The organism is Ruegeria sp. BC7 (genome assembly GCF_056539165.1).
This window is the reverse complement of sequence record NZ_JBQFUL010000002.1, coordinates 156,578-181,195: the sequence shown is the minus strand read 5'-3', so window position 1 is coordinate 181,195 and position 24,618 is coordinate 156,578. Positions and strand designations below refer to the sequence as shown.

General features: G+C 57.8%; 26 protein-coding genes. 13 read left to right on the top strand and 13 right to left on the bottom strand.

All coding sequences use genetic code 11. The features are described 5' to 3' along the window. The first annotated feature begins 78 nt into the window (after positions 1 to 78). Complete coding sequence (locus tag ACR0KS_RS05880) at positions 79 to 708, top strand: LysE family translocator (RefSeq protein ID WP_170557316.1); 630 nt, start codon at positions 79 to 81, stop codon at positions 706 to 708. A 4-nt stretch (positions 709 to 712) separates the two neighbouring features. Here ACR0KS_RS05880 and ACR0KS_RS05875 read toward each other — a convergent pair whose 3' ends face one another. Further along, on the bottom strand, positions 713 to 886 hold the full coding sequence (locus ACR0KS_RS05875; RefSeq protein WP_170386384.1) for a hypothetical protein: 174 nt from the start codon (positions 884 to 886) through the stop codon (positions 713 to 715). A gap of 321 nt (positions 887 to 1,207) precedes the next feature. On the opposite strand from ACR0KS_RS05875, the gene ACR0KS_RS05870 reads away from it, so the two are divergent. Then, positions 1,208 to 1,747 carry an adenine phosphoribosyltransferase gene (locus ACR0KS_RS05870; protein ID WP_170386381.1) on the top strand — a complete coding sequence of 180 codons (540 nt, stop codon included), beginning with the start codon at positions 1,208 to 1,210 and terminating at the stop codon, positions 1,745 to 1,747. Positions 1,748 to 1,917: 170 nt separating this feature from the next. Continuing rightward, a complete protein-coding gene (locus ACR0KS_RS05865; protein WP_170386378.1) occupies positions 1,918 to 2,397 on the top strand; it encodes a fasciclin domain-containing protein in 480 nt (159 codons plus the stop codon). Between the two features lie 38 nt (positions 2,398 to 2,435). Here the strand turns inward: ACR0KS_RS05865 and ACR0KS_RS05860 are convergent, their stop codons facing one another. From ACR0KS_RS05860 to coxB, 11 genes are all read right to left on the bottom strand, one after another. Further along, positions 2,436 to 3,851, bottom strand: coding sequence for an FAD-binding oxidoreductase (locus ACR0KS_RS05860; protein ID WP_170565560.1), 1,416 nt, complete (start codon positions 3,849 to 3,851; stop codon positions 2,436 to 2,438). A gap of 38 nt (positions 3,852 to 3,889) precedes the next feature. Next, positions 3,890 to 4,681, bottom strand: a complete 792-nt coding sequence (locus ACR0KS_RS05855) for an MBL fold metallo-hydrolase (protein WP_480693175.1) — start codon at positions 4,679 to 4,681, stop codon at positions 3,890 to 3,892. Positions 4,682 to 4,810: 129 nt separating this feature from the next. Then, entirely contained in the window at positions 4,811 to 5,395 is a 585-nt protein-coding gene (locus ACR0KS_RS05850) for a GNAT family N-acetyltransferase (RefSeq protein ID WP_170484573.1), read from the bottom strand. Continuing rightward, entirely contained in the window at positions 5,395 to 6,657 is a 1,263-nt protein-coding gene (locus tag ACR0KS_RS05845) for a M16 family metallopeptidase (RefSeq protein ID WP_170565563.1), read from the bottom strand. The genes ACR0KS_RS05850 and ACR0KS_RS05845 overlap by 1 nt, the downstream gene beginning before the upstream one ends. Continuing rightward, positions 6,654 to 8,042 carry a threonine synthase gene (thrC, locus tag ACR0KS_RS05840; RefSeq protein WP_170565566.1) on the bottom strand — a complete coding sequence of 463 codons (1,389 nt, stop codon included), beginning with the start codon at positions 8,040 to 8,042 and terminating at the stop codon, positions 6,654 to 6,656. The genes ACR0KS_RS05845 and thrC overlap by 4 nt, the downstream gene beginning before the upstream one ends. After that, a complete protein-coding gene (locus ACR0KS_RS05835; RefSeq protein ID WP_170565569.1) occupies positions 8,039 to 8,716 on the bottom strand; it encodes an SURF1 family protein in 678 nt (225 codons plus the stop codon). Before ACR0KS_RS05835 ends, thrC begins: the two co-directional genes overlap by 4 nt. A gap of 156 nt (positions 8,717 to 8,872) precedes the next feature. After that, the gene (locus ACR0KS_RS05830) at positions 8,873 to 9,688 is read right to left on the bottom strand and encodes a cytochrome c oxidase subunit 3 (protein WP_170386359.1); all 816 of its coding nucleotides are present in this window, start codon (positions 9,686 to 9,688) and stop codon (positions 8,873 to 8,875) included. A 22-nt stretch (positions 9,689 to 9,710) separates the two neighbouring features. After that, positions 9,711 to 10,286, bottom strand: coding sequence for a cytochrome c oxidase assembly protein (locus tag ACR0KS_RS05825; protein ID WP_480693147.1), 576 nt, complete (start codon positions 10,284 to 10,286; stop codon positions 9,711 to 9,713). Continuing rightward, entirely contained in the window at positions 10,286 to 10,447 is a 162-nt protein-coding gene (locus tag ACR0KS_RS05820; RefSeq protein WP_162896804.1) for a hypothetical protein, read from the bottom strand. The genes ACR0KS_RS05825 and ACR0KS_RS05820 overlap by 1 nt, the downstream gene beginning before the upstream one ends. Beyond that, positions 10,444 to 11,400 (bottom strand): heme o synthase, encoded by a 957-nt coding sequence (cyoE, locus tag ACR0KS_RS05815; protein WP_170565571.1) that lies wholly within the window; start codon positions 11,398 to 11,400, stop codon positions 10,444 to 10,446. The genes ACR0KS_RS05820 and cyoE overlap by 4 nt, the downstream gene beginning before the upstream one ends. 73 nt (positions 11,401 to 11,473) lie before the next feature. Continuing rightward, positions 11,474 to 12,385 carry a cytochrome c oxidase subunit II gene (coxB, locus tag ACR0KS_RS05810; protein ID WP_170565574.1) on the bottom strand — a complete coding sequence of 304 codons (912 nt, stop codon included), beginning with the start codon at positions 12,383 to 12,385 and terminating at the stop codon, positions 11,474 to 11,476. Between the two features lie 175 nt (positions 12,386 to 12,560). On the opposite strand from coxB, the gene tldD reads away from it, so the two are divergent. The 5 genes from tldD (at position 12,561) to ACR0KS_RS05785 (ending at position 19,569) form a co-directional block, all read left to right on the top strand. After that, positions 12,561 to 13,982, top strand: coding sequence for a metalloprotease TldD (tldD, locus tag ACR0KS_RS05805; protein WP_170565577.1), 1,422 nt, complete (start codon positions 12,561 to 12,563; stop codon positions 13,980 to 13,982). Positions 13,983 to 14,211: 229 nt separating this feature from the next. Then, on the top strand, positions 14,212 to 15,345 hold the full coding sequence (gene dprA, locus ACR0KS_RS05800) for a DNA-processing protein DprA (protein WP_170565580.1): 1,134 nt from the start codon (positions 14,212 to 14,214) through the stop codon (positions 15,343 to 15,345). A gap of 161 nt (positions 15,346 to 15,506) precedes the next feature. Next, a complete protein-coding gene (topA, locus tag ACR0KS_RS05795; RefSeq protein ID WP_170565583.1) occupies positions 15,507 to 18,146 on the top strand; it encodes a type I DNA topoisomerase in 2,640 nt (879 codons plus the stop codon). A gap of 92 nt (positions 18,147 to 18,238) precedes the next feature. Beyond that, positions 18,239 to 18,943 carry a CoA transferase subunit A gene (locus tag ACR0KS_RS05790; protein ID WP_170565586.1) on the top strand — a complete coding sequence of 235 codons (705 nt, stop codon included), beginning with the start codon at positions 18,239 to 18,241 and terminating at the stop codon, positions 18,941 to 18,943. Next, a complete protein-coding gene (locus ACR0KS_RS05785; protein ID WP_170565589.1) occupies positions 18,943 to 19,569 on the top strand; it encodes a CoA transferase subunit B in 627 nt (208 codons plus the stop codon). Before ACR0KS_RS05790 ends, ACR0KS_RS05785 begins: the two co-directional genes overlap by 1 nt. A 40-nt stretch (positions 19,570 to 19,609) precedes the next feature. On the opposite strand, the gene ACR0KS_RS05780 is transcribed toward ACR0KS_RS05785, so the two are convergent. Next, the gene (locus tag ACR0KS_RS05780) at positions 19,610 to 20,470 is read right to left on the bottom strand and encodes a lytic transglycosylase domain-containing protein (RefSeq protein ID WP_170565592.1); all 861 of its coding nucleotides are present in this window, start codon (positions 20,468 to 20,470) and stop codon (positions 19,610 to 19,612) included. Positions 20,471 to 20,824: 354 nt separating this feature from the next. Here ACR0KS_RS05780 and ACR0KS_RS05775 point away from each other — a divergent pair, with 354 nt between their 5' ends. From ACR0KS_RS05775 to ACR0KS_RS05755, 5 genes are all read left to right on the top strand, one after another. Next, positions 20,825 to 21,031: a hypothetical protein gene (locus tag ACR0KS_RS05775; protein ID WP_170484554.1), complete on the top strand. Its 207-nt coding sequence runs from the start codon at positions 20,825 to 20,827 to the stop codon at positions 21,029 to 21,031. Between the two features lie 89 nt (positions 21,032 to 21,120). Then, positions 21,121 to 21,321 carry a hypothetical protein gene (locus ACR0KS_RS05770; protein WP_170565595.1) on the top strand — a complete coding sequence of 67 codons (201 nt, stop codon included), beginning with the start codon at positions 21,121 to 21,123 and terminating at the stop codon, positions 21,319 to 21,321. A gap of 156 nt (positions 21,322 to 21,477) precedes the next feature. Continuing rightward, positions 21,478 to 22,353 carry a Flp pilus assembly protein CpaB gene (cpaB, locus tag ACR0KS_RS05765; RefSeq protein ID WP_170484550.1) on the top strand — a complete coding sequence of 292 codons (876 nt, stop codon included), beginning with the start codon at positions 21,478 to 21,480 and terminating at the stop codon, positions 22,351 to 22,353. Between the two features lie 191 nt (positions 22,354 to 22,544). After that, complete coding sequence (locus tag ACR0KS_RS05760; protein ID WP_170565598.1) at positions 22,545 to 23,951, top strand: type II and III secretion system protein family protein; 1,407 nt, start codon at positions 22,545 to 22,547, stop codon at positions 23,949 to 23,951. Positions 23,952 to 23,968: 17 nt separating this feature from the next. Beyond that, entirely contained in the window at positions 23,969 to 24,592 is a 624-nt protein-coding gene (locus ACR0KS_RS05755; RefSeq protein ID WP_170484546.1) for an OmpA family protein, read from the top strand. Positions 24,593 to 24,618: the final 26 nt, after the last annotated feature.

The window sequence follows — 24,618 nt, the reverse complement described above, 5'->3', positions numbered from 1 at the left end:
TGTCAGCTACCAAGAAGGTCTTGACCTTGCCCTGCGAGCCGGGGCTAGGTGCTGAAAACACAATGACGGATTTTTTCGATGCCCCTTGACCTTTGGCTGGCTTTCGTCGCCGCATCAACTGCATTGCTACTGATCCCTGGCCCAACCGTTCTTCTGGTTCTCAGCTATGCTTTGTCGAAAGGCCGCAGCGTCGCTGTTGCATCGGCCACAGGTGTCGCGGTCGGGGATTTGATCGCGATGACAGCTTCGCTTTTGGGCTTGGGCGCACTGGTTCTGGCATCGGCCACTTTGTTCTCGGTATTGAAATGGGTGGGGGCAGCCTATTTGATCTGGCTTGGCATCAAACTCTTGCGTAGCGCTCCGTCAGGGGGATTGAAGGCGGTTGAAACCGGGCGCGATGTCACCGCGCGCAGTGTCTTTGGCCACGCTGCTGCCGTTACAGCGCTAAACCCCAAATCCATCGCCTTTTTCATCGCGTTCGTACCGCAATTTCTGCGCCCCTCAGACCCGCTGGGGCCACAGTTCGCTATCCTGATTGCCACATTTGTTGGGTTGGCCTGGCTTAATGCACTGGCCTACGCGCTGCTTGCCGATCGGTTGCGACTGATGATCGGGCGCGCCGAGGTCATCTCGGGAATGACCCGTTTCGGAGGACTGACACTTGTCGGCATGGGTGTTGCAACAGCAGTCCTGCGGCGCCCGGCCTAACCCGTCAATCCTCTGCGTTTTCCTTCATGAAACTGCGAATGAACCGCCGTATTTCCCGCGCGGCCGAGGTGTCCAGTTCCTTGCACAATTCGACAAAAGCGTCACGCTCATCTTTGTCCAGACGCAAAACCAACTGACTGTTTTTCTTGGTAGACCCCTTACCGTCCTTCTTTCCCACGCGCCTTATCCCCGTCCAACACTTGATTCCAAAAGCGATGCATTGTATATACATAGCATAGAGGTTGTAATTAACGAGCACCTAACAATAAAAAAGGATTATGGCAATGAACCTTCATACAGCCCAGGCGTTTCTGTTGCGGGATCAGCGTAATTGGCGGAAGCCTCATCTTTCTTGGCTACCTGCTGCGCTATATCGCTATTATGGCCTGCCAAACGCCGTTTCTAAACGCCGCTAGAAAAGCTGCGGCAATCTTTCCTTGCATGACTGACCCTGATGGGCCAAACAGCCCAGCGTGTTTTCACGCCAAAGGGGTTGATCATGTCCAGAAACAAGTCGGTCAAGGACTACATCCGAACCATTGTTGATTTCCCACATGAAGGGATCATGTTCCGGGATGTCACGACCCTTTTCGCAGACCCGCGCGGCTTTCGCATGGCGATCGACCAGATGCTGCACCCTTATGCAGGCGAACGGATCGACAAGGTCGTGGGACTTGAGGCGCGCGGTTTTATTCTTGGCGGAGCAATTGCGCACCAGCTCAGCGTCGGCTTTGTTCCGATCCGTAAAAAAGGCAAGTTGCCCGGAACCACCATCAGTCAGGACTACAAGCTGGAATATGGCGAGGCGATTGTTGAAATTCACGACGATGCCATCCAGCCTGGCGAGAAAATTCTGGTCGTCGACGACCTACTGGCCACTGGCGGCACCGCAGCCGCCGGAATTAAGTTGATCGAACGGCTGGGCGGCGAGATCATTTCCTGCTCATTCATCATCGACCTGCCCGAGCTGGGAGGGCGCAAGGTGCTGGAAGACATGGACATGGATGTGCACGTCTTGTGTGAATTTGAAGGTTTGTAAAAGCCTTTCCTTCACAAAAACGTGAGTGGAAATCCCGAAACACACTGGCTTAGCGCGTTTCAAAGGCCATTCAACGCGAAAAAACTGACAATTGCGGTGATCTCTTTCAGCAGAGATGCCGTACCCCTTTTTGATGCCGATGAGGGCATTCCAACAAGGGAACTCTTGAAATGCTTCGCAAACTTGCAATTGCCGGTGTAGCCGGCGCTCTGGTCGCTTCAGCATCTTTCGCGGGCGGCAACAAGGACATCGTGGACACCGCCGTTGGCGCAGGCAGCTTTGAAACGCTCGTCGCTGCGGTTCAGGCCGCCGAATTGGTTGATACGCTAAAGGGCGAAGGCCCGTTCACCGTTTTTGCCCCAACGGATGAAGCGTTCGCAGCCTTGCCCGAGGGAACCGTTGAAACTCTGTTGAAGCCCGAAAACAAAGACCAGCTTATCGCAGTGCTGACCTACCATGTTGTGCCGGGCAAAGTGATGTCTGGTGACTTGTCAGACGATATGACAGCCGCGACAGTTCAGGGCGGAGAGGTCACAATCGATCTGGACAACGGCGTGATGGTTAATGACGCGTCTGTCGTTCAGGCGGACATTGAAACCTCGAATGGTGTGATCCACGTGATCGACAAGGTGATCCTGCCCGCTTCGTAAAATCTGATGGGCGGCCCGCGTATCCTCTCGGGCCGCTCCTAGCCTCTTAGTACAGCACCGGGGTTCATGATCCCTTTGGGGTCAAGAGCCGCCTTGATCGAGCGCATCGCGTCAAGTTTGACCGGATCGCCGTATCGCTCCAGATCCACCGCCTTTAGACGCCCGACTCCGTGCTCAGCGCTGACAGAGCCTCCGAATTCGTGCACAAGATCGTGCACGGCGCGCTTGATATCACTCCGCACCGCGTCGAACTCAGATCGGCTCCGACCGGATGGAGGGAATACGTTGTAGTGCAAGTTTCCGTCGCCCAGATGCCCAAAGCAGTTGATCCGAAACGAACCAAGTGCCTGAACAACGCGAGCCCCCTGCCGAACAAACTCTGGGATCTCGGAAATCGGGACAGAAATGTCATGGCTGGACACTGACCCAACCAACCTGTTTGCCTCGGGGATATGTTCCCGAACGGCCCATAACTCCAGACGTTGCGCCTCGTTCTGTGCGATGACAGCGTCCGCAACCAGGTTCCGTTCTTCCGCCGTCTGAAAAAGCTGTTCCAGCGCAGCCGCTGACGACTGTCCAGCCGACAAACCGACCTCAACCAACACAGACCACTCTGGTTGCTCGGAAAATGGCTGTCGGACGCTGGGCAGAACTTCCGAAAGGAATTGCAAACCCTGCCGATGGATCAGCTCAAACGCGCTTACACTATCGCCGATCTGATCCCGCGCAATCGTCAGCAGCTCGATCGCGGCTTCAGGCGAATTCACCTGCATCAAGGCGGTACCAACATCAGCCGGTTGCGCGTACAGCTTTAGCGAAGCCGCAGTAATGATCCCCAACGTCCCCTCGGACCCGATCAGCAAGTTCCGCAAGTCATAGCCCGTGTTATCTTTCCTCAACCGACTGAGACCGCGCCAGATTTCCCCGCTGGGCAATACCGCTTCCAGCCCCAGACACAGATCCCGCGCATTGCCGTAACGCAGCACATTCACGCCACCCGCATTGGTGGCAAGGTTACCGCCAATCCTGCAAGATCCCTGCGCAGCCAAGGACAAAGGGAACAAGCGGTCGACTTTATCCGCTGCCGTCTGGACGTCGGCCAACACAGCACCAGCCTCAGCGATCAGGACGTTTTCGTCGGGGTATACCGCGCGGATGGCCGACATACGCTCCAACGAAATCAGCAGAGGCGCGGGGCCGTCTGGCATCACCTGACCACCAACCAGCCCGGTCCCACCTCCATAGGGGACAACAGGCACTGACGCTTCCGAGGCCAACCGCACCAGCTTTGAAACGTCTTCGGCAGACTTGGGCAAAGCCAGCAACCCGACCTGACCGTCAAACCGCCCACGGGGTTCCTCGACATACCGCTCGGACACAGGACGCAAAATATCGCCGCCCAAAGCAGCACGAACAGATCGTTCAAAGATGTCGTCGGCCGGGTTCAGTCTCATACGCTTTCATTGCCCAAGGCATGCCCCAGCCACAAGCCCTATTCCAGATCGATCAGGTATTGCGGCTCAAGAACAACAACCGTGGGCCTGTCGGGAAGCGTTCGCAACGACACAGTGATATCCGACACCCCATCCCGCCGCACGGGGAAATCATCGCGAATATCCACTAGAAACCGATCCAGTGAGAAGCTGGAAAACCAATGCATCGGAATGATGACCGAGCTTTTCAGCCTTTTTAACACCTGGATCATCTCTGGCAGCGGCATTGTCGTGCCTCCGTCCACCGCGGCCATGACCACGTCAAGCCGCCCCAACGCGGCGAACTGTTCGTCCGAAGGGACATGGTGCAAGTGACCAAGGTGGCCGATGCACAACCCTTCCACCTCGAATACGAAAATCGAGTTGCCGCGTTCTTCTACCCCGCTATAGGCCGAGCGGATATCCGTCGAGACATTCCGCACCAGCATCTCGCCCAAGTCGAGATAATGTTCGATCCCCTGCCCGAACTCGCCCCAGCCCGGCAGAACATGCGGAATAGCCGGGTCGGGATGGGCCGTCCAATGCGTGCTATGCGCATGGTTCATGGTCACAACATCAGGAATAAGGGCGGCACCGCCAATGAAACCGGTAAAGTCCGTGACGGCATTCAGCCCACCCTTTGTCTGGATAAGAAACGAAGCATGGGCGATATAGCTGATCCGGATGGAATAGTCCGGCACGGGCTCCTGCCAGGACGCCCTGTGCAGATACGCGATGCCGGGCGCGGCATCGGCAATGGCGATGCAATGGCTCGGCCGCCGCTCCTGCGCCGCCACCCCGCCTGAAATCATCATTAATACCGCAACAATCCAGCGCATGCCCTGATAGTAGCGCAAGCACTCACCAAGTCATGCCCCTTGTTCATCTGGCTAAAAAATATCCCGGGGGAGCCGCGGCCCGCCGCGGCGGGGGCAGAGCCCCTACCCCGCCTCAGTCTTTCCCCTGCGGTCCGATCTCAGACTGGCGTACAGTACATGCGTCCGCCACCGTCCGTTGATCTGAAGGTAAGACTGCGCCACTCCCTCGTACTTGAACCCAGAGCTTTCCAACAGCCCGCGAGAGGGCTTGTTCTCGGGTAGGCACGCAGCCTCGATCCGGCTCAGGTCCAGCCGGGTGAAAGCGTGGTGCACAACGGCTCCGATCGCTTCGCGCATATAACCGTTTCGGGCAAAAGCCTCACCGGTCCAATACCCCAGCGTTCCAGCCTGCGCCGGGCCGCGTCGAACATTGTCCAGCGTGATCGCGCCGACCAGCACATCATCCGACCGGCGAAACAGAAACAACGGAATCGCGGTTCCACTGGCAACGGATCGCTGCGCCCAATAAACGCGGTTGGTAAATGACTTGCGGCTCAGGTGATCCTTGGCCCAGACCGGCTCCCACGGCGTAAGATACCCTTTGGACGCACGCCGCAGCGCGGCCCAGTCATTAAAGTCGGAATGGGTGGGCGGGCGCAGGCTCAGGCGCTCGGTCTCGAGTTTCAGCTTGCGTCGGCCCAACAGCATCACGCCGCACGCCTCTCCTGCAATTCTGCCAGCGTCGGCGCGCCTGAAACCGGGCCATACAAGGCCAGCGCCGCCGGAGCGTTAATCGCGAGGCGTTCGGCAAAGGCACGCACGTCGCCCGTGCTTACAGCGTCGATTTTGGCGATTGTTTCTTCAAGCGGGGGCACGTCGCCCCAAATTTGAACCAGCCGCGCCAATCGCTCGGCCCGGTTCGACGGGCTTTCCAGCCCCATCAACATACCGGCCTTCATTTGGGCGCGGGCTCGGGCGACTTCCCCCGGGTTCATGTCATCGGCGGCCCGCTTCATCTCATCGATTGTGATGGTCGCCAGCTCGCCAACCTGATCCGCCGACGTTCCGGCATAAATCGTCGTGGTGCCGGTATCGGCATAGGCTCCGGTCTGGGCGAAAATCGTGTAGCACAGGCCGCGTGTCTCTCGGACTTCCTGAAACAGGCGCGAGGACATGCCACCACCCAGCGCAGTCGAATAAATCTGAGCCGTATAGATCGCATCATCCCGGTAACCGGGGCTTTCAAAGGCCAGCGCGAAATGGGCTTGCTCCAGATCCCTTTGCTGCCGGGCTTCCCCACCGGTGAACCGGGCGGCCTCGGGGATCAGCCCCTTGCGCGGTTGTAGATGGCCAAACATCTCTTGAGCCATTTTCATCAGCGCGTCGTGATCCACGGCACCAGCGGCCGACAGGATCATCTGCTCGGGACCATAATGCTCGGATACGAAACCGGAAAGATCCTCACGCGAAAACGCGCTGACCCGCTCGGACGGTCCCAGAATGGTGCGGCCCAAGGGTTGGTCGTGATAGCTCTGCTCTTGCAGCCAATCAAAGATCACATCGTCGGGCGTGTCATAAGCCTGACCGATTTCCTGCAGGATCACGCCGCGCTCAACCTCGATCTCGCGTGGGTCGAAGATGGGATTCAGAACGATGTCGCCGATCACGTCCATCGCCAGCGCCACGTCATCTTTCAAAACGCGCGCGTAATAGGCCGTCACCTCACGCGAGGTATAGGCGTTGATATAGCCGCCCACATCCTCGATCGCCTCGGCGATTTGCAGCGCGGACCGGCGTTCGGTTCCTTTGAACGCCATGTGCTCAAGGAAATGCGCGATGCCGTTTTGTTCGATCCGTTCGTGCCGCCCACCGGCGGTCACCCAGATGCCGATGGCAGCAGATTGCAGCCCCGGCATATGTTCACTGACGATCCGAAATCCGTTCTTCAGCTGGTCTTGTCTGACAGTCACTCGGCGATATGCCCTTTGATATGATCCTCGAGGGCACCCAGATCATTGGCAATCCGCGTCACCCGTTCCGGACGTTCATACAGATCAGACATGCGGGATGGAAGGGGCGGATGTTCCCCGCTTGCTTTCTCGACCGCCGCCGGGAATTTCGCCGGGTGCGCGGTGGCCAGAGTGATCATTGGCACATCCGCCGCGCGATGATCCTCACCGACCTTGATCCCGATGGCCGAGTGCGGGCAGACCAGTTCGGCACTATGGGCCAGCGTGTGTTTGATCGTCGCCAGCGTTTCATCCTCGGACACGCGACCCGAGTCAAAACTCTCACGCAGCGCTTCCATCGCGCCCTGGCTTACGTTGAACCCGCCGGTTTTAAGTTCTTCCATCAACTGCGCAACCGCGCTGCCGTCTTCGCCATAAGCATAGTACAGCGCCCGCTCAAAGTTCGAGCTGACCTGAATATCCATCGACGGGCTGATTGAAGGGATGGTGTCGCCTTTGAAATACCCCTCACCCGACAGGCAGCGGTGCAGGATGTCGTTCTGGTTGGTTGCCACGACCAGACGGTCGATGGGCAGCCCCATGCGCTTGGCCAGATAGCCTGCGAAGATATCGCCAAAGTTTCCGGTCGGCACGGTAAAGCTGACCTTGCGATGCGGCGCGCCAACACTGACAGCCGCCGAGAAATAATACACGATCTGCGCCAGCACCCGCGCAAAGTTGATCGAGTTCACCCCGGCCAGCTTCACCCCGTCGCGGAAGTCGAAATCGTTGAACATATCCTTCAACGCGGCCTGACAATCGTCGAAGTCGCCATCCACTGCCAGCGCATGAACATTGCTGTCCGCAGGAGTTGTCATCTGACGGCGCTGCACCTCGGACACGCGACCATGGGGGAACAGGATGAACACATCCACTGCGTCCAGCCCCCGGAACGCCTCAATCGCGGCCGAGCCGGTATCTCCGCTGGTCGCACCCACGATGGTCACACGGTCATTGCGCCGCTTCAGAGCCACCTGGAACAGTTGGCCGATCAATTGCATGGCAAAGTCCTTGAAGGCCAGTGTCGGCCCGTGGAACAGCTCCAGCAGGAAGTGGTTTTCGTTCAACTGCTTCAACGGCGCGCGGGCGTCGTGGCCGAAACCTTCGTAGGCGCGCGCGATGATGTCCTTGAACTCATCCTCGGTGAACGAGCCGCTGACATAGGGCCACATCACGCGGAACGCGATCTCTTCATAGGGTAACCCCGCCAATGCCGCGATTTCATCATGGCTCATCACCGGGATCTCGGCTGGCAGGTACAGGCCGCCATCGCGGGCCAAACCGGTCAGCATCGCCTCTTCAAAGGTCAGTTCGGGCGCTTGGCCACGGGTCGAGATGTATTTCATTGTTCTTCACTCTCAGAAGGGGCGCGGTTGCGCCACAGGAAATAACCGGTCATCGCGGCCCAGACCAGAGCCAGACCAAACCATGTGATTGCGTATTGCAGGTGATCGTTGGGGATGCCTGCGGTATCCACCGGCAATGGCGTAATCCCTGGACCGGTTTCGGATCGCGCGATCAGCAGGATCGGCTCTGCCCCAAGAGCCGCCGCCAGATTGGGCACGTCGCGCGCGAACCAGATATTGGCATCGATGTCAGGTTCGGGCGTATAACTGTCAATCTCATCCGGCCAGTGCAGATTGCCGGTGACTGTCATAGGCCCATTCAAACGTTCAGTTTGCTTTTCGGTTGTCGGCACAAAACCACGGTCCACCAGAATGGTCCTGTCCTCGGTGCTGAAGGACTGGATAATCCGATACCCCGCTCCGACCTGCTTGACCGAGACAAGAACGTGGATCTCCCCCGGCTCCATATCGCCCGAGATCGTGACGGGCAGGTATTTGTCCAGCTCAGCAGAGACGGTCGCGGGCAGATCGACTGGATCAGCGGCAATCCGCGTGTCGATCTCGGCCAGAACATCCTTTTTCCACGCCAACCGCTGTACCTGCCAGACACCCAGCGAGATCAGTACGCCCAAACCGGCGACACCAAAAATCAGCAGGAACAAAATGCGGCGCATGGCGGGGTCGAGACTTTCTTTCAGAAACCGGCGTCTTGTTAAGGGCGGAGCGGCCAGAATTGCAACCACGCAATTGTATGGGGCGCAATCTTGCGCCCAAATAGAGAAAAAGCCGCCCCAAAGGGCGGCTTTTGCAATTGGATCACCCGACCGGCGTCACATCAGCGGGGCTTGTCCCCAGATGTAGACGGCGAAGAACAGGAACAGCCAGACAACGTCAACGAAGTGCCAGTACCAGGCGGCAGCCTCGAAGCCCACATGCTTCTCGGGGGTGAAATCTCCGCGTAGAGCACGGATCAGACAAACCGTCAGGAAGATCGTCCCGATGATCACGTGCGCGCCATGGAAACCGGTTGCCATGAAGAAGTTCGAGTAGAACTGATCACCGCCGAATTCCCAGCCTTCATGGGCCAGCAGCTCGTAGTATTCAAACGCCTGCAGGAAGGTAAACGCGATACCCAGTACGATGCCGATCGCCAGGCCGTTGATCAAAGCCTTCCGGTCATTATCATGCACCAGCGCGTGGTGCGCCCAAGTAATCGCGCAACCCGACAGCAGCAGGACCAGAGTGTTGATCAGCGGCAGGTGGAACGGGTCAACCGCGTGGATATCCGGCTGGATGTATTCGGTGCCGGCATAGTCGTACATCGGGTACATGCGATGTTTGAAGAACGACCAGAACCAGGCGAAGAAGAACATCACCTCGGACATCACGAACAGGATAAAGCCATAGCGCAGCCCGATGCGGACAACCGGCGTGTGATCCCCAGCGCGGCTTTCGGCCACAACTTCGGACCACCACGCGAACATGGTGTAAAGAACGGCCACCAGACCAGCCCAGAACAGGAACGGCGTGATGCCGTGCATCCATAGGACGGCTCCGAACAGCATCACAAAGCCACCGACCGCGCCGATCAGCGGCCAGATCGACGGAGCCAGAATGTGATAATCATGGTTTTTAGCGTGTGCCATCAGCGTCCCTCACCTAAAGGCATTAGTTCGTTGTTGTATCAGCCTGCGTCTCAAGGGCGGCGTAGCCCTCGGGCAGGTCAATTTCGTAGAATGTATACGACAGCGTGATCGTATGCACATATTTGGCTTCTAGATCCTCAACCATTTCCGGATCGACGAAGAACGTCACCGGCATCTGAACCCGCTCTCCGGGCTCAAGCACCTGTTCTTCAAAGCAGAAACAGGCGATTTTCTGGAAATACCCGCCCGCCGAGTAAGGCGCGACGTTGTAAGACGCCTGCCCTGCAATCGGACGGTCGGTCGGGTTATAAGCCTCATAAAAGGCCAGACCGGTTTCGCCGATGCGCACTTCCATCTCGCGCTCGACAGGCTTGAACTCCCACGCCATATCCTTGGCTTTGGATGCGTCAAAGCGGACAGTGACGGTGCGGTCCAGAATATCCTCGGGCGCGGTCTCGGCCACTCCGGTCGTGCCGCCAAACCCGGTGATACGGCAGAACCAGTCATAGAACGGCACCGCAGCCCATGCGAGGCTGCCCATCAGGATCACCACGCCCACGGTCTGCGCGACAGTCTTCTGAGGACCCGACAACGCCATCAGTTCTGCACCTCTTGCGTTGCCATGTTAAAATCGGTGCCCGAGACCTTGACGATGGTCAGGCCGAAAATGATCACGATGAACGCAGCCAGTGTCAGGCCAACCCCCAGATTGCGGCTGAACCGGCGTTGATGCAGTTCATGGCTTTTGCGCAGGCTCATGACCAGCCTCCCAAACCATAGGGTTTCAGCAGCGCTTCGACCAGAATCGCGCCGAAATGCAGGAAGAGATACAGCAGAGACAGCTTGAAGAAACTCCGTTCAACCTTGAAGTTGTCAGCTTCCGAGTCATCCTCGGTCCGGCGAGAGATCTGCCACGCGCCGCGCAGGAACAGAGCATTCATCACAACGGCTACAGTCAGATAGATCGGGCCACCTATGCCCGAAAACGCAGTGCCAACGGCCAGGGTCGCAAGCAGCGCGGTATAGATCAGAATATGCCAACGAGTTGCGCGGCGTCCATGAGTCACCGTCAGCATCGGTACGCCAGCATCGTCATAGTCCGAGCGCATGAACAGCGCCAAGGCCCAGAAATGCGGCGGCGTCCACATGAAGGTCAGAGCGAACATCAGCCAAGGCTCGATCGACATCGACCCCGTGGCCGCGACCCAGCCGATCACCGGCGGGAATGCCCCTGCCGCGCCACCGATCACGATGTTCTGCGGCGTCGAGCGCTTGAGCCACATCGTATACACGACGACGTAAAAGAAGATGGTAAACGCAAGGAAAGCCCCTGCAAACCAGTTGGTCGCCAGCCCCAGCATGATCACCGACAGCCCCGACAGCGCCAGCCCCAGCGACAGTGCCTCACCTTCCTGCACTTTGCCTGCGGGGATCGGACGGCCCTTGGTGCGTTTCATCACCCGGTCGATATCCGCATCCCACCACATGTTCAGAGCGCCGGAGGCACCGCCACCGATAGCGATGAACAGAATCGCGCAGAAACCAACAAACGGGTGCACCGGAACGGGTGCCGCGAGCAAACCAACCAACGCAGTAAACACGACCAGAGACATCACGCGCGGCTTCAGCAAGGCGAAATAGTCGCCAAAGCTGGCCTCATCCGCGTGCGCCGAGGCGGTCACTTGGCTGGCATTGATGCTTGCGTCGCTCATGTCTGGTCCTTTTGGGGCAAAAGCTGCGCGATCACCGCGCAGCCCGATTGTTTTAACCTAGGCCGCTTGCGGCTTAGTTCGAGGCAACCTGATACGAAGCAGGCTGGCCCGCATACTCTTCCAGAGCACCTTGCAGCCATTCCTCATAAGCTTCTTCGCTGACCACTTTGACGGTGATCGGCATATAGGCGTGGTCCTTGCCGCACAGTTCCGAGCACTGGCCGAAATAAACGCCCTCTTTGTCGGCCTGGAACCAAAGCTCGGCCAGACGACCGGGAACACCGTCCTGCTTCACGCCGAAGGACGGGATGGTCCACGAATGGATCACGTCAGACGCGGTCACCTGCATCACGACGATCTTGCCAACCGGAACAACGACGGCGGTGTCCGTGGCCAGCAGCCACTCATCTTCGCCGTAACCTGCATCAGCAAGCTTGGCGCGCATCGCGTCGTCCAGAACGAACGGCGTGACATCGGCGTCGGCCGGGCGCGCACCTTCGTCCAATGTGGCCGGGTGGCCCAGCAGATAGCTGTCAAAAGCAAAGTCGTGGTCAACGTATTCGTAGGTCCAGTACCACTGGTTGCCAACGACCTTGATGACCACGTCCCCTTCGGGAATTTCCTGCTGTTTGAACAGAACCGGCAGCGAAAAGGCACCGATGAAGACCAGAATCAGGATCGGACCCAGGGTCCATGCGATCTCGACCGGGGTGTAGTGAGAGAATCTCGCTGGCGTCGGGTTTGCGCGGCCGTTGTAGCGCACGACGCAGTAGATCAGCAGGCCGGCAACAAACAGGCAGATGGCGGTGATGATCACCAAAATCATTCCGTCCAGCCGCTGAATCCCCTCGGCCAAGCTTGTGGCTGCGGGTTGGAACCCCATACCGCCATCAACCGGCTTACCAATAATCTCAAGCTCCTGAGCCATGACGGGCAGGCTGGAGAGGGCTGTCATTAGCCCCGAAAGCATCAAAGCATTCTTCATTTTCTGTCCTGATCGTTTGATCTTTGCGTCCCTGGCGAAAAGGTGTGAATCGGTCACACCTCTCCCGTTGTCTTTGGCAGCGTTAAAAACCATATTCCGGGTGGTAGATAAAGCAAAATGCTTGCGTCAAACAGACGCTATTTTTGATCTGGATCAAACTCGAAAGGTCCCATCCATGCCGAATGACCCGTTTCGCCCCTTTGAAAGTGCTCTCCCCCAGGACGAAGCGCTTGCGGTTCTGCAATCCGCCACTGCCGGGGCCGAGGACGGAGAGTTGTTTGTCGAACGCCGAAAGTCCGAGTCCCTGGTCTTTGACGACGGACGTTTGCGCACGGCTTCTTACGATGCCTCCGAAGGGTTCGGACTGCGTGCCGTTCAGGGTGAGGTCGCGGGTTATGCCCACTCGACCGACGTTTCGATAGCCGCACTGAAGCGGGCGGCCGAAACAGCGCGGCTGGCCGTGGGCGACGGCGGAGGCATATTGGCTGAGGCACCCCGAGCCACCAACACACGCCTTTACACCGACGAGGACCCGATTGAATCGGCCACGTTCCCCGTCAAGATCGAAACCCTGCGCGAGATTGATGCCTTCGCGCGCGATCTGGACCCGCGCGTCGTACAGGTCACCGCCGCCATCGCCGCTGCCGTGCAAGAGGTTGAAATACTGCGACCTGACGGGGTGATGGTGCGAGACGTGCGCCCGATGACACGCTTGAATATATCGGTCATCGTCGAACAGAACGGCCGCCGGGAGAGCGGCTCGACCGGCGGAGGTGGGCGTGTGGGGCTGGACGGCCTGATTGACCCGGCAGACTGGCAGGACAAGGCGCGCGAGGCGTTGAGAATCGCGTTGGTCAACCTCGAAGCAATCCCTGCTCCGGCTGGTGTAATGGAGGTGGCGCTAGGACCCGGCTGGCCCGGCATCCTGCTACACGAAGCCATCGGACACGGGTTGGAGGGTGACTTTAACCGCAAGGGAAGCTCGGCCTTTGCCGGACTGATGGGACAACAAATCGCCTCAAAGGGTGTGACAGTTGTGGATGACGGCACCATACCGGACAGGCGCGGGTCAATATCCGTCGACGACGAAGGCACGCCCAGCGCGCGCACAGTGCTGATCGAGGACGGTATCCTCACCGGTTTCATGCAGGATCGTCAGAACGCACGGTTGATGGGGGTCGCTCCTACCGGCAACGGACGACGCCAAAGCTATGCCCACAAGCCCATGCCGCGAATGACCAATACCGTCATGCTAGGAGGCGACGCGGACCCTGCGTCTCTGGTGGCGGACATCAAGGACGGCATCTGGGCCGTCGGCTTCGGCGGTGGTCAGGTAGACATTACCAACGGAAAGTTCGTGTTTTCATGCACCGAGGCGTACCGGGTCGAAAACGGGAAAATCGGCGCTCCGGTCAAAGGCGCGACGCTGATTGGCGATGGACCTTCCGCGCTCAGGCGAATCCGGGGGCTTGGCAACGATATGGCCTTGGACCCGGGGATGGGAACTTGTGGTAAGGATGGACAATGGGTGCCCGTCGGGGTTGGCCAGCCAACCGTTCTGATGGACGGCCTGACCGTTGGCGGCTCGGCCACTTAAAGGGAATCAAACAGGGGTGCAGGGTTAACGCTGCGCTCCTGCCACCTTGATGCATGCGACCCAAGGAACTTGTTCCGCACATCGCGCGCAAAATTTTTACCTATATTTTTCAAAGCATTAGTTTTCCCCTGTCGCTAATCTAAGAAAATTATCCGAAAAATTTGATCGGATTCAGAAGCTGTTAACCCCTGCAGTCGTAAACCAGTTTTGCAATCAGGCGGAGCGACGGATGACCGAGGAGCAGCTTTCTTCCAATCACCCCACACTCCCACCCACCACGGAAGAGGATCGGTTTTCCTGGCTTCGTCTGTTGCGCTCGCGCAAGGTCGGCCCGGCGACGTTTCGTCGGCTGATGCGGGAACACGGCTCAGCGCAGAACGCGCTGGCCGCGCTGCCTGAAATGGCACGCGCTGCCGGTATAGAAGGGTATGAAATCTGCCCACCCGGTGTGATTGAGGCGGAACTCAAGGCAGCAAAAGCCGCCAATGCGCGGCTATTGTGCCTTGGGGCCGCCGATTTTCCGTGTGCACTGAATGATCTGAACGACGCGCCGCCGATACTTTGGGCGATGGGGGACACGTCTTTGCTGCACCGGCCTTCTATTGCGATGGTTGGGGCGCGGAATTGTTCCTCGCTTGGGGCACGGATGGCGCGCGGTTTGGCTGCTGATCTGGGCAAGCAGGGATACACCATAGTATCGGGGCTTGCGCGCGGAATTGACACCTCCGCCCATATCGCCGCGCTGGAGACTGGAACGATCGCGGTCTTGGCCGGGGGCGTTGACGTTATTTACCCGGCAGAAAACACCGATCTGGCAAAGAGTATTGAAAAGTCCGGCCTTCGCATTTCGGAACAGCCTATGGGGGTAACCCCGCAGGCCCGCCATTTTCCGCGGCGCAACAGAATCATCTCTGGGCTGGCGCAAGCCGTCGTGGTGGTTGAGGCCGCCGCCAAGTCCGGCAGCCTGATAACCGCTCGTGACGCTCTGGATCAAGGCCGCGAGGTGTTGGCAGTGCCCGGTCATCCTTTCGACGCTCGCGCTGCCGGTTGTAATCTGCTGATCCGTGACGGCGCAACTCTGGTCCGGTCTGCCGAGGACGTGATCGAGGCGCTGCCGCAGCGCCATGAAGCCACGGTACGCAACCCAGCCCCTTCAGCCGCCGCAACCGAGAAACGCGCCATTCCTGTCGACGCATTGCATCAACAAATTCTATCCCGGCTCGGACCTTCCCCGATTGCCGAAGATCAGTTGATTCGGGATATCGCGGCCACGGCAGAACAGATTGGACCGGCATTGCTGGATCTGGAACTGGACGGGCGCGTTCAACGGCAACCTGGCGGGTTGCTGTCTTTGACCGCCTGAGGTGATCTGTCCAAGAGACTACGCAGGTTTCGCGGACGCATCTCTCTGAAATCACCCGCAAATTCACATGGCAAAAGGAACGCATTGACAATTCGCTCTTGCCCCACACATTTTGCCCATCATAGAAGGCGCCAATTCCGTCGAGCGAGGTTTTCCCCTAAATGCCTGTAGTTGTTGTAGAATCCCCTGCCAAGGCCAAGACAATCAATAAATACCTTGGCCCCGACTACACGGTTCTGGCGTCATATGGCCATGTCCGCGACCTGCCGCCAAAGGATGGATCGGTCGATCCCGAGCATGAATTTTCAATGAAGTGGGAGGTCGGCAACGACAGCCGCAAGCACGTCAAGGCGATCGCGGACGCGTTGAAGGAAGACAACGCCCTGATCCTCGCCACTGACCCCGATCGCGAGGGCGAGGCGATCAGTTGGCACCTTCAGGAGGCGCTGACCAAACGGCGCTCGATCAAGAAGGATACGCCGGTCAGCCGCGTGACCTTCAACGCGATCACCAAGGATGCCGTGACCGAGGCCATGCAGAACCCGCGTCAGGTCGACATGCCTCTGGTCGAGGCATATCTGGCCCGTCGCGCTTTGGACTATCTGGTTGGGTTCAACCTGTCGCCTGTGCTTTGGCGCAAACTGCCCGGCGCGAAGTCCGCTGGTCGTGTGCAGTCGGTCTGCCTGCGCCTGATCGTCGAGCGCGAGATGGAGATCGAGGCGTTCAAACCGGTTGAATACTGGTCGGTGAAGGCATTGTTTGAAACCCCGCGTGGTCAGACCTACGAGGCGCGACTGGTCACGTTGGCCGGGAACAAGCTGGACAGGCATGATCTGAAAAACGCGACCCAAGCGGAACTGGCAGTTCAGGCGATCACCAGCCGTGCGCTGAGTGTGACCTCGGTCGAGGCAAAACCCGCCGCGCGCAATCCGTCGGCTCCGTTCATGACCTCGACCTTGCAGCAGGAAGCCAGCCGCAAGTTTGGCATGGGCGCACGTCACGCGATGCAGGTTGCGCAACGGTTGTATGAAGCCGGCTACATTACCTATATGCGGACCGACGGCATCGACATGGCGCCCGAGGCCGTGGCCGCTGCTCGTGACGCGATTGCCGACCGCTATGGCGCAGAATACGTGCCGGACAGCCCGCGCATCTATAAGAACAAGGCCAAGAACGCGCAGGAAGCGCACGAGTGTATCCGCCCCACAGATATGGCGCGCGATGCAAGCGACTTGAAAGTCACGGATGAGGACCAGCGCAAGCTCTACGATCTGATCTGGAAGCGTACCATTGCCTGTCAGATGGCGGCCGCTCGGTTAGAGCGTACCACCGTTGAGATCGGCAGCGATGACGGCCAGGTCGGTCTGCGCGCCACCGGCCAAGTGGTCATGTTCGACGGGTTCATGCGCGTCTACGAGGAAGGTCGCGACGACGTGACCGACGAGGATGAAAAACGCCTGCCGCAAATCATGCAGGGTGATCCCGCTCGTTTTGCCAAGACCTCTCTGCGTGATCAATTCACCAAAGCGACCAGCGACAATGGCGACAAGGTCGCGAAAGAGGCCGTCCTTTCGGAAAACGAGTCCGTGCTGGCGCTGCAGCACCACACGCAGCCGCCACCCCGCTATACCGAGGCGACACTGGTCAAGCGGATGGAGGAGTTGGGGATCGGACGTCCGTCCACTTATGCCTCTATCGTGACCACGATTCAGGACCGCGAATATGTGCGTAAGGACAAAAACCGCCTGATCCCCGAGGAAAAAGGCCGGATCGTCACGATCTTTTTGCTGAACTTCTTCCGACAGTATGTGGGCTACGAGTTCACCGCCAATCTGGAAGGTGAGTTGGACGATGTCAGCGCGGGCGAGCGCGACTACAAAGACCTGCTGGGCAAGTTCTGGCACGATTTCTCAGCCGCAATTGGTGAGACATCGGAACTGCGAATTTCCGAAGTGCTGGACAAGCTGGACGAGGCGCTGGCCCCACAATTGTACCCCCCGCGTGAAGACGGCTCTGACCCGCGTGTCTGCCCGAAATGTGGCGTAGGGCAGCTGCATCTGAAGACCTCGCGCACAGGTGGGTTTGTGGGCTGTGGCAATTACCCCGAATGCACCTATACCCGCCCCATCGCGGGTGAAGGGGCCGAAGGCGACGAACGTCTGCTGGGTGAGGATGCGGGCGATGAGATCTGGCTGAAGTCCGGTCGTTTCGGTCCCTATGTGCAGCGCGGCGAGCCGACGCCCGAGAATAAGAAGCCCCCGCGTGCCTCCCTGCCCCGCGGTTGGAGCAAGGATGACATGGATCTGGACAAGGCGCTGACCCTGCTGTCTCTGCCCCGTCAGATCGGAGAACACCCCGAAGGCGGCATGATCAGCTCGAACTTTGGTCGGTTCGGGCCTTACCTGATGCACCAACTGCCGGACGAAGCGAAACCGGTCTATGCCAACCTCAAGGACCCGAATGACGTGTTCGAGATCGGCATGAACCGTGCGGTCGAGATGTTGGCCGAAAAACGCGCCAACCCGGGGCGTGGACGGCGTGCGGCGGCAAAACCGCTCAAGGAACTGGGTGACCACCCCGATGGTGGCGCAATGCAGGTTTTGGACGGGCGCTATGGGCCATATGTGAAGTGGGAAAAGGTCAACGCAACCATCCCCAAGGACATCAAGCCCGAGGACGTGACGCAGGAAATGGCCATCGAACTGGTCAACGAACGCGCCGCCAAGAAAGGCACCAAAAAGAAAGCCGCGCCAAAGAAGAAGGCAGCGGCAAAAAAGACGACCAAAAAGGCGGCCACATAGGTAGAAATACCACCACCCCCTTGGATTCGTTGACTTCCCCGTGACGTGGCGGCACAACCTGCCCATCACCATGTCATTGGGGGAGTTTCTTCATGAAAAAAGTCTATGCCAATGCCTCCGAAGCGCTTGATGGCGTGTTGTCGGACGGCATGCTGATTGCAGCGGGCGGGTTTGGTCTGTGCGGCATTCCCGAGCTGCTGCTCGAAGCGATCAAGGAATCCGGCGCTCAGGACCTGACATTTGCCTCGAATAATGCAGGCGTTGATGATTTCGGCATCGGCATCTTGCTGCAAACCAAGCAGGTCAAGAAGATGATCAGCTCTTACGTCGGCGAAAACGCGGAATTCATGCGTCAGTACCTGGCCGGAGAGCTGGAACTGGAGTTCAACCCGCAAGGTACTCTGGCCGAGCGTATGCGCGCCGGTGGTGCTGGTATCCCCGGTTTCTATACCAAGACAGGTGTGGGCACCGTGATCGCCGAAGGCAAGGAACACAAAGACTTCAACGGCGAGACCTACATCATGGAGGAAGGCATCTTCGCCGATCTCGCCATCGTGAAAGCGTGGAAAGCCGACGACACCGGCAACCTGATCTTCCGCAAAACCGCGCGCAACTTTAACGTCCCCGCGGCGACTTGCGGCAAGGTCTGCGTGGCCGAAGTTGAGGAAATCGTGCCCCGTGGCTCGCTGGACCCCGACAGCATCCACCTGCCCGGCATCTATGTGCACCGTATCATTCAGGGCACCCACGAAAAGCGCATCGAACAACGCACTACGCGCAAGAAGGAGGACGCATAATGCCTTGGGACCGTAATCAGATGGCCGCCCGCGCTGCGCAAGAGCTGGAAGACGGCATGTATGTGAACCTCGGCATCGGCATTCCGACGCTGGTGGCGAACTTTGTGGGTGACAAGGACATCACGCTGCAATCCGAAAACGGAATGCTGGGCATGGGCCCCTTCCCGTTCGAGGGCGAGGAAGACCCCGACCTGATCAACGCGGGCAAACAGACGATCACCGAACTGTCCCGCACGTCTTACTTCGACAGCGCGACCTCGTTCGCCATGATCCGGGGCGGCAAGATCGCCGCCGCCGTTCTGGGCGCGATGGAGGTCGATGAAGAAGGCGATCTGGCCAACTGGATGATCCCCGGCGTGCTGGTCAAAGGCATGGGCGGTGCGATGGACCTTGTGGCTGGCGTTGGCCGCGTGATCGTGGTGATGGATCACACCAACAAACACGGCAAGTCCAAGCTGCTGAAGAAGTGCACCCTGCCGCTGACCGGCAAGAAGGTGGTGAACCGGATTATCACCAATCTGGGCGTTCTGGACGTTGCGGACGGCGGCCTGAAGATTGTCGAGATCGCTGAAGGCGTTACAGAAGACGAAATTCGGAGCGCAACCGAAGCCACCATCGTCAACTGATAAGCATCAAGGGGAAGGCCCACCAGAACGGTGGGCCTTTTTAGTTCTGCGTCTGGAACACGCACCCGTCCGAAATCAGCTGAGGCGGCGTGGAACACAAAGCCCGGGCTATTTGAAACGCGGCAAGCACCTTGGGAACGTAGTTGCGCGTCTCGGAATATGGTGGAACACCACCGTGTTTCCGCAAAGCCCCTTCGCCCGCGTTGTATCCGGCAAGAACGAGGATGGGATCATTCCCGAACTCCTCCATCAGCCAATTCAGGTATTTTACTCCGCCAGATATGTTTTGGCCCGGGTGGAAGCTGTCTTTCACGCCAAATCGCTTGGCCGTCGCAGGCATCAACTGCATCAGCCCCTGCGCCCCGGCTGAACTGACCGCGTCCGAACGGCCCGCTGATTCCACTGAAATCACAGCCAACACCAAAGCCGGCGAAACATTCGTGCCCACTGTAGAGCGCAGAATCTCAATCCCCTGTTGCTGCGCAATGTTCTGAAGTGTCTGCAATCGTGGCGAGGCAACATTGATCGCAGCCAGTGCATTTATCGCGTCATCCAGACGCCCGGCACCAGATCGGGCCAAGTCGGGCGAGATCTTCTCCCAGAACGCTTTGTAAGTGCCGGTGGGCTTTGCTGCCCCTCCCGGCAGGCTGGGGGGCGCGACGCGGGTCCGCGCGATAATCTCGGGAACCGCGATTTCTGTCCCGGTGCTTGGGGCAGAAGGAGCAGTGGCATGTTCTTCGGGCGAGATTTGAACCGTAATCTTGGGTCGCGTTCCCGGCTTTGGCGCTTTGACTCTTTTGTAAACGCCTCTTGGTTCTGCGGATTGCGCAGCAACGGGTGCAGGGCCAAAAAACAACGCAGCCACGACACCGACGCAGAGTATTGCGTCCCTAATATTCATTTTGCCCGCCTCATGCTTTTATATTTTGGTTGATTTGAACCCCAGAACCGCTCGCAAAACCAGAAAAACCACAGGAAATGGGGCATTTTCGCCTCATTTGGCGCAATTTTGCATCGGGCAAATGGGTCACCTCAACTAATCTTGCATTTTTTTTCATTTTATTTCAGGTGGTTAAAAGAAAAATTACCGAAAAGTTAATCTTCGGCGCAAAAAAATTGGTTTTGGCCCAATTCCTGCCACGCACGGCAGTCAAACATAATGCCATACCGAGACGGTCGGGAGCGGACTGAGAGACGAAGCTCTGAAATACGCCGCGGTTTAATTTACTTTTTGATCCTTTAGGAGGGACGTAACATGATCAAGTTCATCAAGAACTTCCGCAAAGACGAAGACGGCGCTGTAACGGTTGACTGGGTCGTTCTGACCGCAGCCGTAGTTGGCCTGGCAGCCGTTGCATACACTCAGGTTGGTAACGGTACCAACGAACTGGCAAACACTGTTGAGACTTCGCTGAGCAGCGTGACTGTTGCTACTCCGCAGACCGCAATTACTCCGAAGTAATTTAGCGTCTCGCAATTTTCTGAGGGGGCCGCACTCTTATGAGTTGTGGCCCTTTCTTTTTCGCAAAGTGGTGAAACGAAATGTCCAGCATGAATTGGTTTAAAAATTTCGCGGCGTGTGAGGATGGCGCGGTCACTATTGACTGGGTAATGCTCACTGCTGGTCTGGTAGGGTTCGGAACCCTAGTGTTTGTGAATTTCTCAGCCGGAATTCAACACGTGGACACCCAAACCGGAAACGCATTGTCCGAGATGGAAGTTCAGGAGATCGTGTTTGACTACGGCGGCTAGTGCTGAAGTTCGAAAAACGAGAAACAAAATACGCGGACGGGGAAAAAAATTTAAGATTGTCCCCCTTTTCGACACAATTGACTTTTAATCAGTAGCTAGGCGACGTCGTATTCCCTACGGCGATCCAATAGAAAACTTGAATGCGAGGGAACGCGCATGCGTGCAGTATTTGGACTTGTCTTAATATTTGGGTTGGCTTTGGCCGGAGGTGCCGTTTACATGGCGCGTGACTACATATCCCAATATCAGGCCCAACTCGCGGCAGAGCGTTTGGCCGCGCAGGAAGCGTTGGCAAATGTCAGCACGGTTGCGACCGTTGGCGTAATTGTTTCCAACCGTTCGCTGAAATACGGTGAACGGCTGGCGCAGGATGACGTGCGTATCGTGCAATGGCCCGAGGATGCAATTCCTGAAGGCACCTATCTGGCAATGGCGGAATTGTTTCCAGAAGACGGAAAGGGTGACCGTTTTGTCCTGAGAACCATGGAAAAAGACGAGGCGTTGATGGACGTCAAGGTCACCAAGCCCGGCGAGTCCGCCGGCCTGACGTCACGCATTGAAAAAGGAAAGCGCGCATTTGCAATCAGCGTCGACGTCGCGTCGGGTGTGTCAGGGTTCCTGCGTCCCGGTGACAATGTCGATGTTTACTGGACTGGATCGCTGAGCGGTGCGATCGCCGGAAACAGTGGTGAAATCACGCGCCTGATTCAAACAAACATCGAACTGATCGCGGTAGACCAAAAGGCAGGTTCGGACCTGACAGGCGCAACAATCGCCCGCACCGTGACCGTTGCCGCGACGCCGGAACAGATCGCGGCCCTGGCTCAGGCTCAAAACACCGGTCGCCTGTCGCTGGCCCTGGTCGGAGTTCAGGATGAAACGGTGGCAAGCGCGGTTGAAGTAGACCAGAGAAAACTGTTGGGCATCAAAGAATCGGCACCAGCTCAGGTTAAGGTGGAAGAAGAAGTTTGCACCGTGAACACACGGCGTGGAGCTGAGATCGTAAAAACCGTGATTCCCTGCACAAACTGACGTTTTATCAGAGATTTACACGCACGAGCCGCGCAGATCGCGCGGCTCGTGTCGTTTTGGATGTTGCGCATTATCCACATAAGGAAAATTCCAGAAACCATTGATTATTGCAATAAATTCTCAAGTCGCGCAGTGTTAACAGGCATAAGGCACTAGACCTACAACGAGGCGTGATCGGAGAGGCAGGTCACATGAAAATACATTCCTGGATCAGCGCGACCCTTCTCGGGTTGGCGCTAGTAATGAGTTCTGTCGGCGATGCCGCTTGGGCTCAGAATTTGCGCGTGGTTAAGAAGGGTACGGCTGAAACGCTTGATGTCCCGATGAACCGCGCGATTGTCGTAGAGAGTGAGGAACCGTTCGCCGAACTCAGCATTGCCAACGCAGGTATTGCTGATATTTCGTCGCTGTCGGACCGCACTATTTATGTTTTGGGTAAAGCTCCCGGCTTGACCACTCTTACGCTGTTTGACGCGGCTGGCAACTTGCTCGCCAACGTTCGTGTACGCGTTTCTCCGGATGTTTCGGAGTTTAAAGAGCGGTTGCGGCAGATTTTGCCAAGCGAAGCAATCGAAGTACGCACGGCGAATGACGGAATCGTGCTGTCAGGTACTGTTTCCAGCTCGGCAAAACTGGCCCGTGCTCTGGAACTGGCAGAACGTTACGCGCCTGAGCGTGTTTCAAACCTGATGTCGGTTGGCGGCGTTCAGCAAGTCATGCTGAAAGTTCGCTTTGCCGAGATGAGCCGTTCGGTCGCGAAAAGCCTGACTGCATCTCTGGGCTTCGGCGGCAGTGATGTAACGGGTGGTTTCAACACTCTGAACAACGCCGCCTCACTGGCTAACGCGTTGAACAACAACATTCCCATTCAGCAGACGAACACAGGTGCCATCCTGTTTGGCTTTGGCGCGGGTTCGACCCAAGTTCGCTTGCTGCTCGAAGCGCTTGAGGCCAAAGGGCTGGCGCGCAGTCTTGCGGAACCCAACCTGTCTGCCCTGTCCGGGCAAGAAGCTGAGTTCCTGGCTGGTGGCGAAGTTCCAATTCCGGTTCCGGCCGATGACGGTAACATCGCAATCGAGTATCGGGCATTTGGTGTTCAGGTCATCTTTACGCCGCGTGTCGTGGATGGAGATCTGATCAACCTTGAAATGGGTACATCTGTTTCGGCTATCGACGGCAACTCGGACTTTACGATTGCGGGCAACAACGTCCCTTCGTTCATCGCTCGTAGGACCAAGACAACGGTCGAACTGCGTGACGGCGAAAGCTTTGCCATCGCGGGTCTGATTCAAGACGACTTCGCAGACCTGAACAATCAGGTGCCATGGCTGGGTGACGTCCCCGTACTTGGCGCACTGTTCCGCAGTGCCGAGTATCAGCGTCAGCAGACCGAACTGGTCGTCATCGTCACAGCACATCTGGTGTCGCCGACTCGTGGCGAAGCACTTGCACTGCCAACTGATCGGGTCAAACCGCCTAGCGAATTCGACCTGTTCATCAACGGCCGGACCGCAAGAACCGAACGTGTGGGTTCCGGTGGTGCGTCTGAAGTCGCCAAGCAAGACTTCGGTAGCTCATACGGCTACGTGCTGGAATGATTAGGAGGATAGGACCAATGCAGAAGTGGATCATCACACTGGGTCTTTCGGTCGCTGTCGCCGCATGTACGCGTGAGGCCGGATATGAAGTTGACCAAGGCGCGTTCGGGAACGCGACCCTGAACAATTCGCAAGTCATGACTGGCGAATTGACATATGCCCAGATCCTGGGCCGCAGGTTCGCAGCCGAAGTGCCAACGCAGATCAACTTTGCCTTTGACAGTGCGCAGTTGGATGCAGGTGCACAGCGCGTCCTGCTGAGACAGGCCGACTGGATCAAACAGTTCCCCGAAGCGCGTTTCCGCGTTTACGGCCACACGGATGCCGTTGGATCTCAGGCTTATAACCAAAGCCTGGGCCAGCGTCGTGCGGACGCCGCGGTTGCCTTCCTGACACGTCAGGGAATCTCGCGGTCACGCCTGGAAGCTGTTGTTTCGTTTGGTAAAACTCGACCTCTGATCAACACACCTGACCGAGATCGCCGTAACCGTCGTACGGTTACAGAGGTTTCGGGCTTTGTGGATCGCGCACCTCAGCTGCTGGATGGCAAGTACGCAGAAGTCATCTATCGCGAGTATGTCGAGAGCGCGACCAACCTGAGCTACATCACCGACGTAGACGCGACAGACATCGCTGAATAATCTTTTGAATTGGGCGACATCGTCGC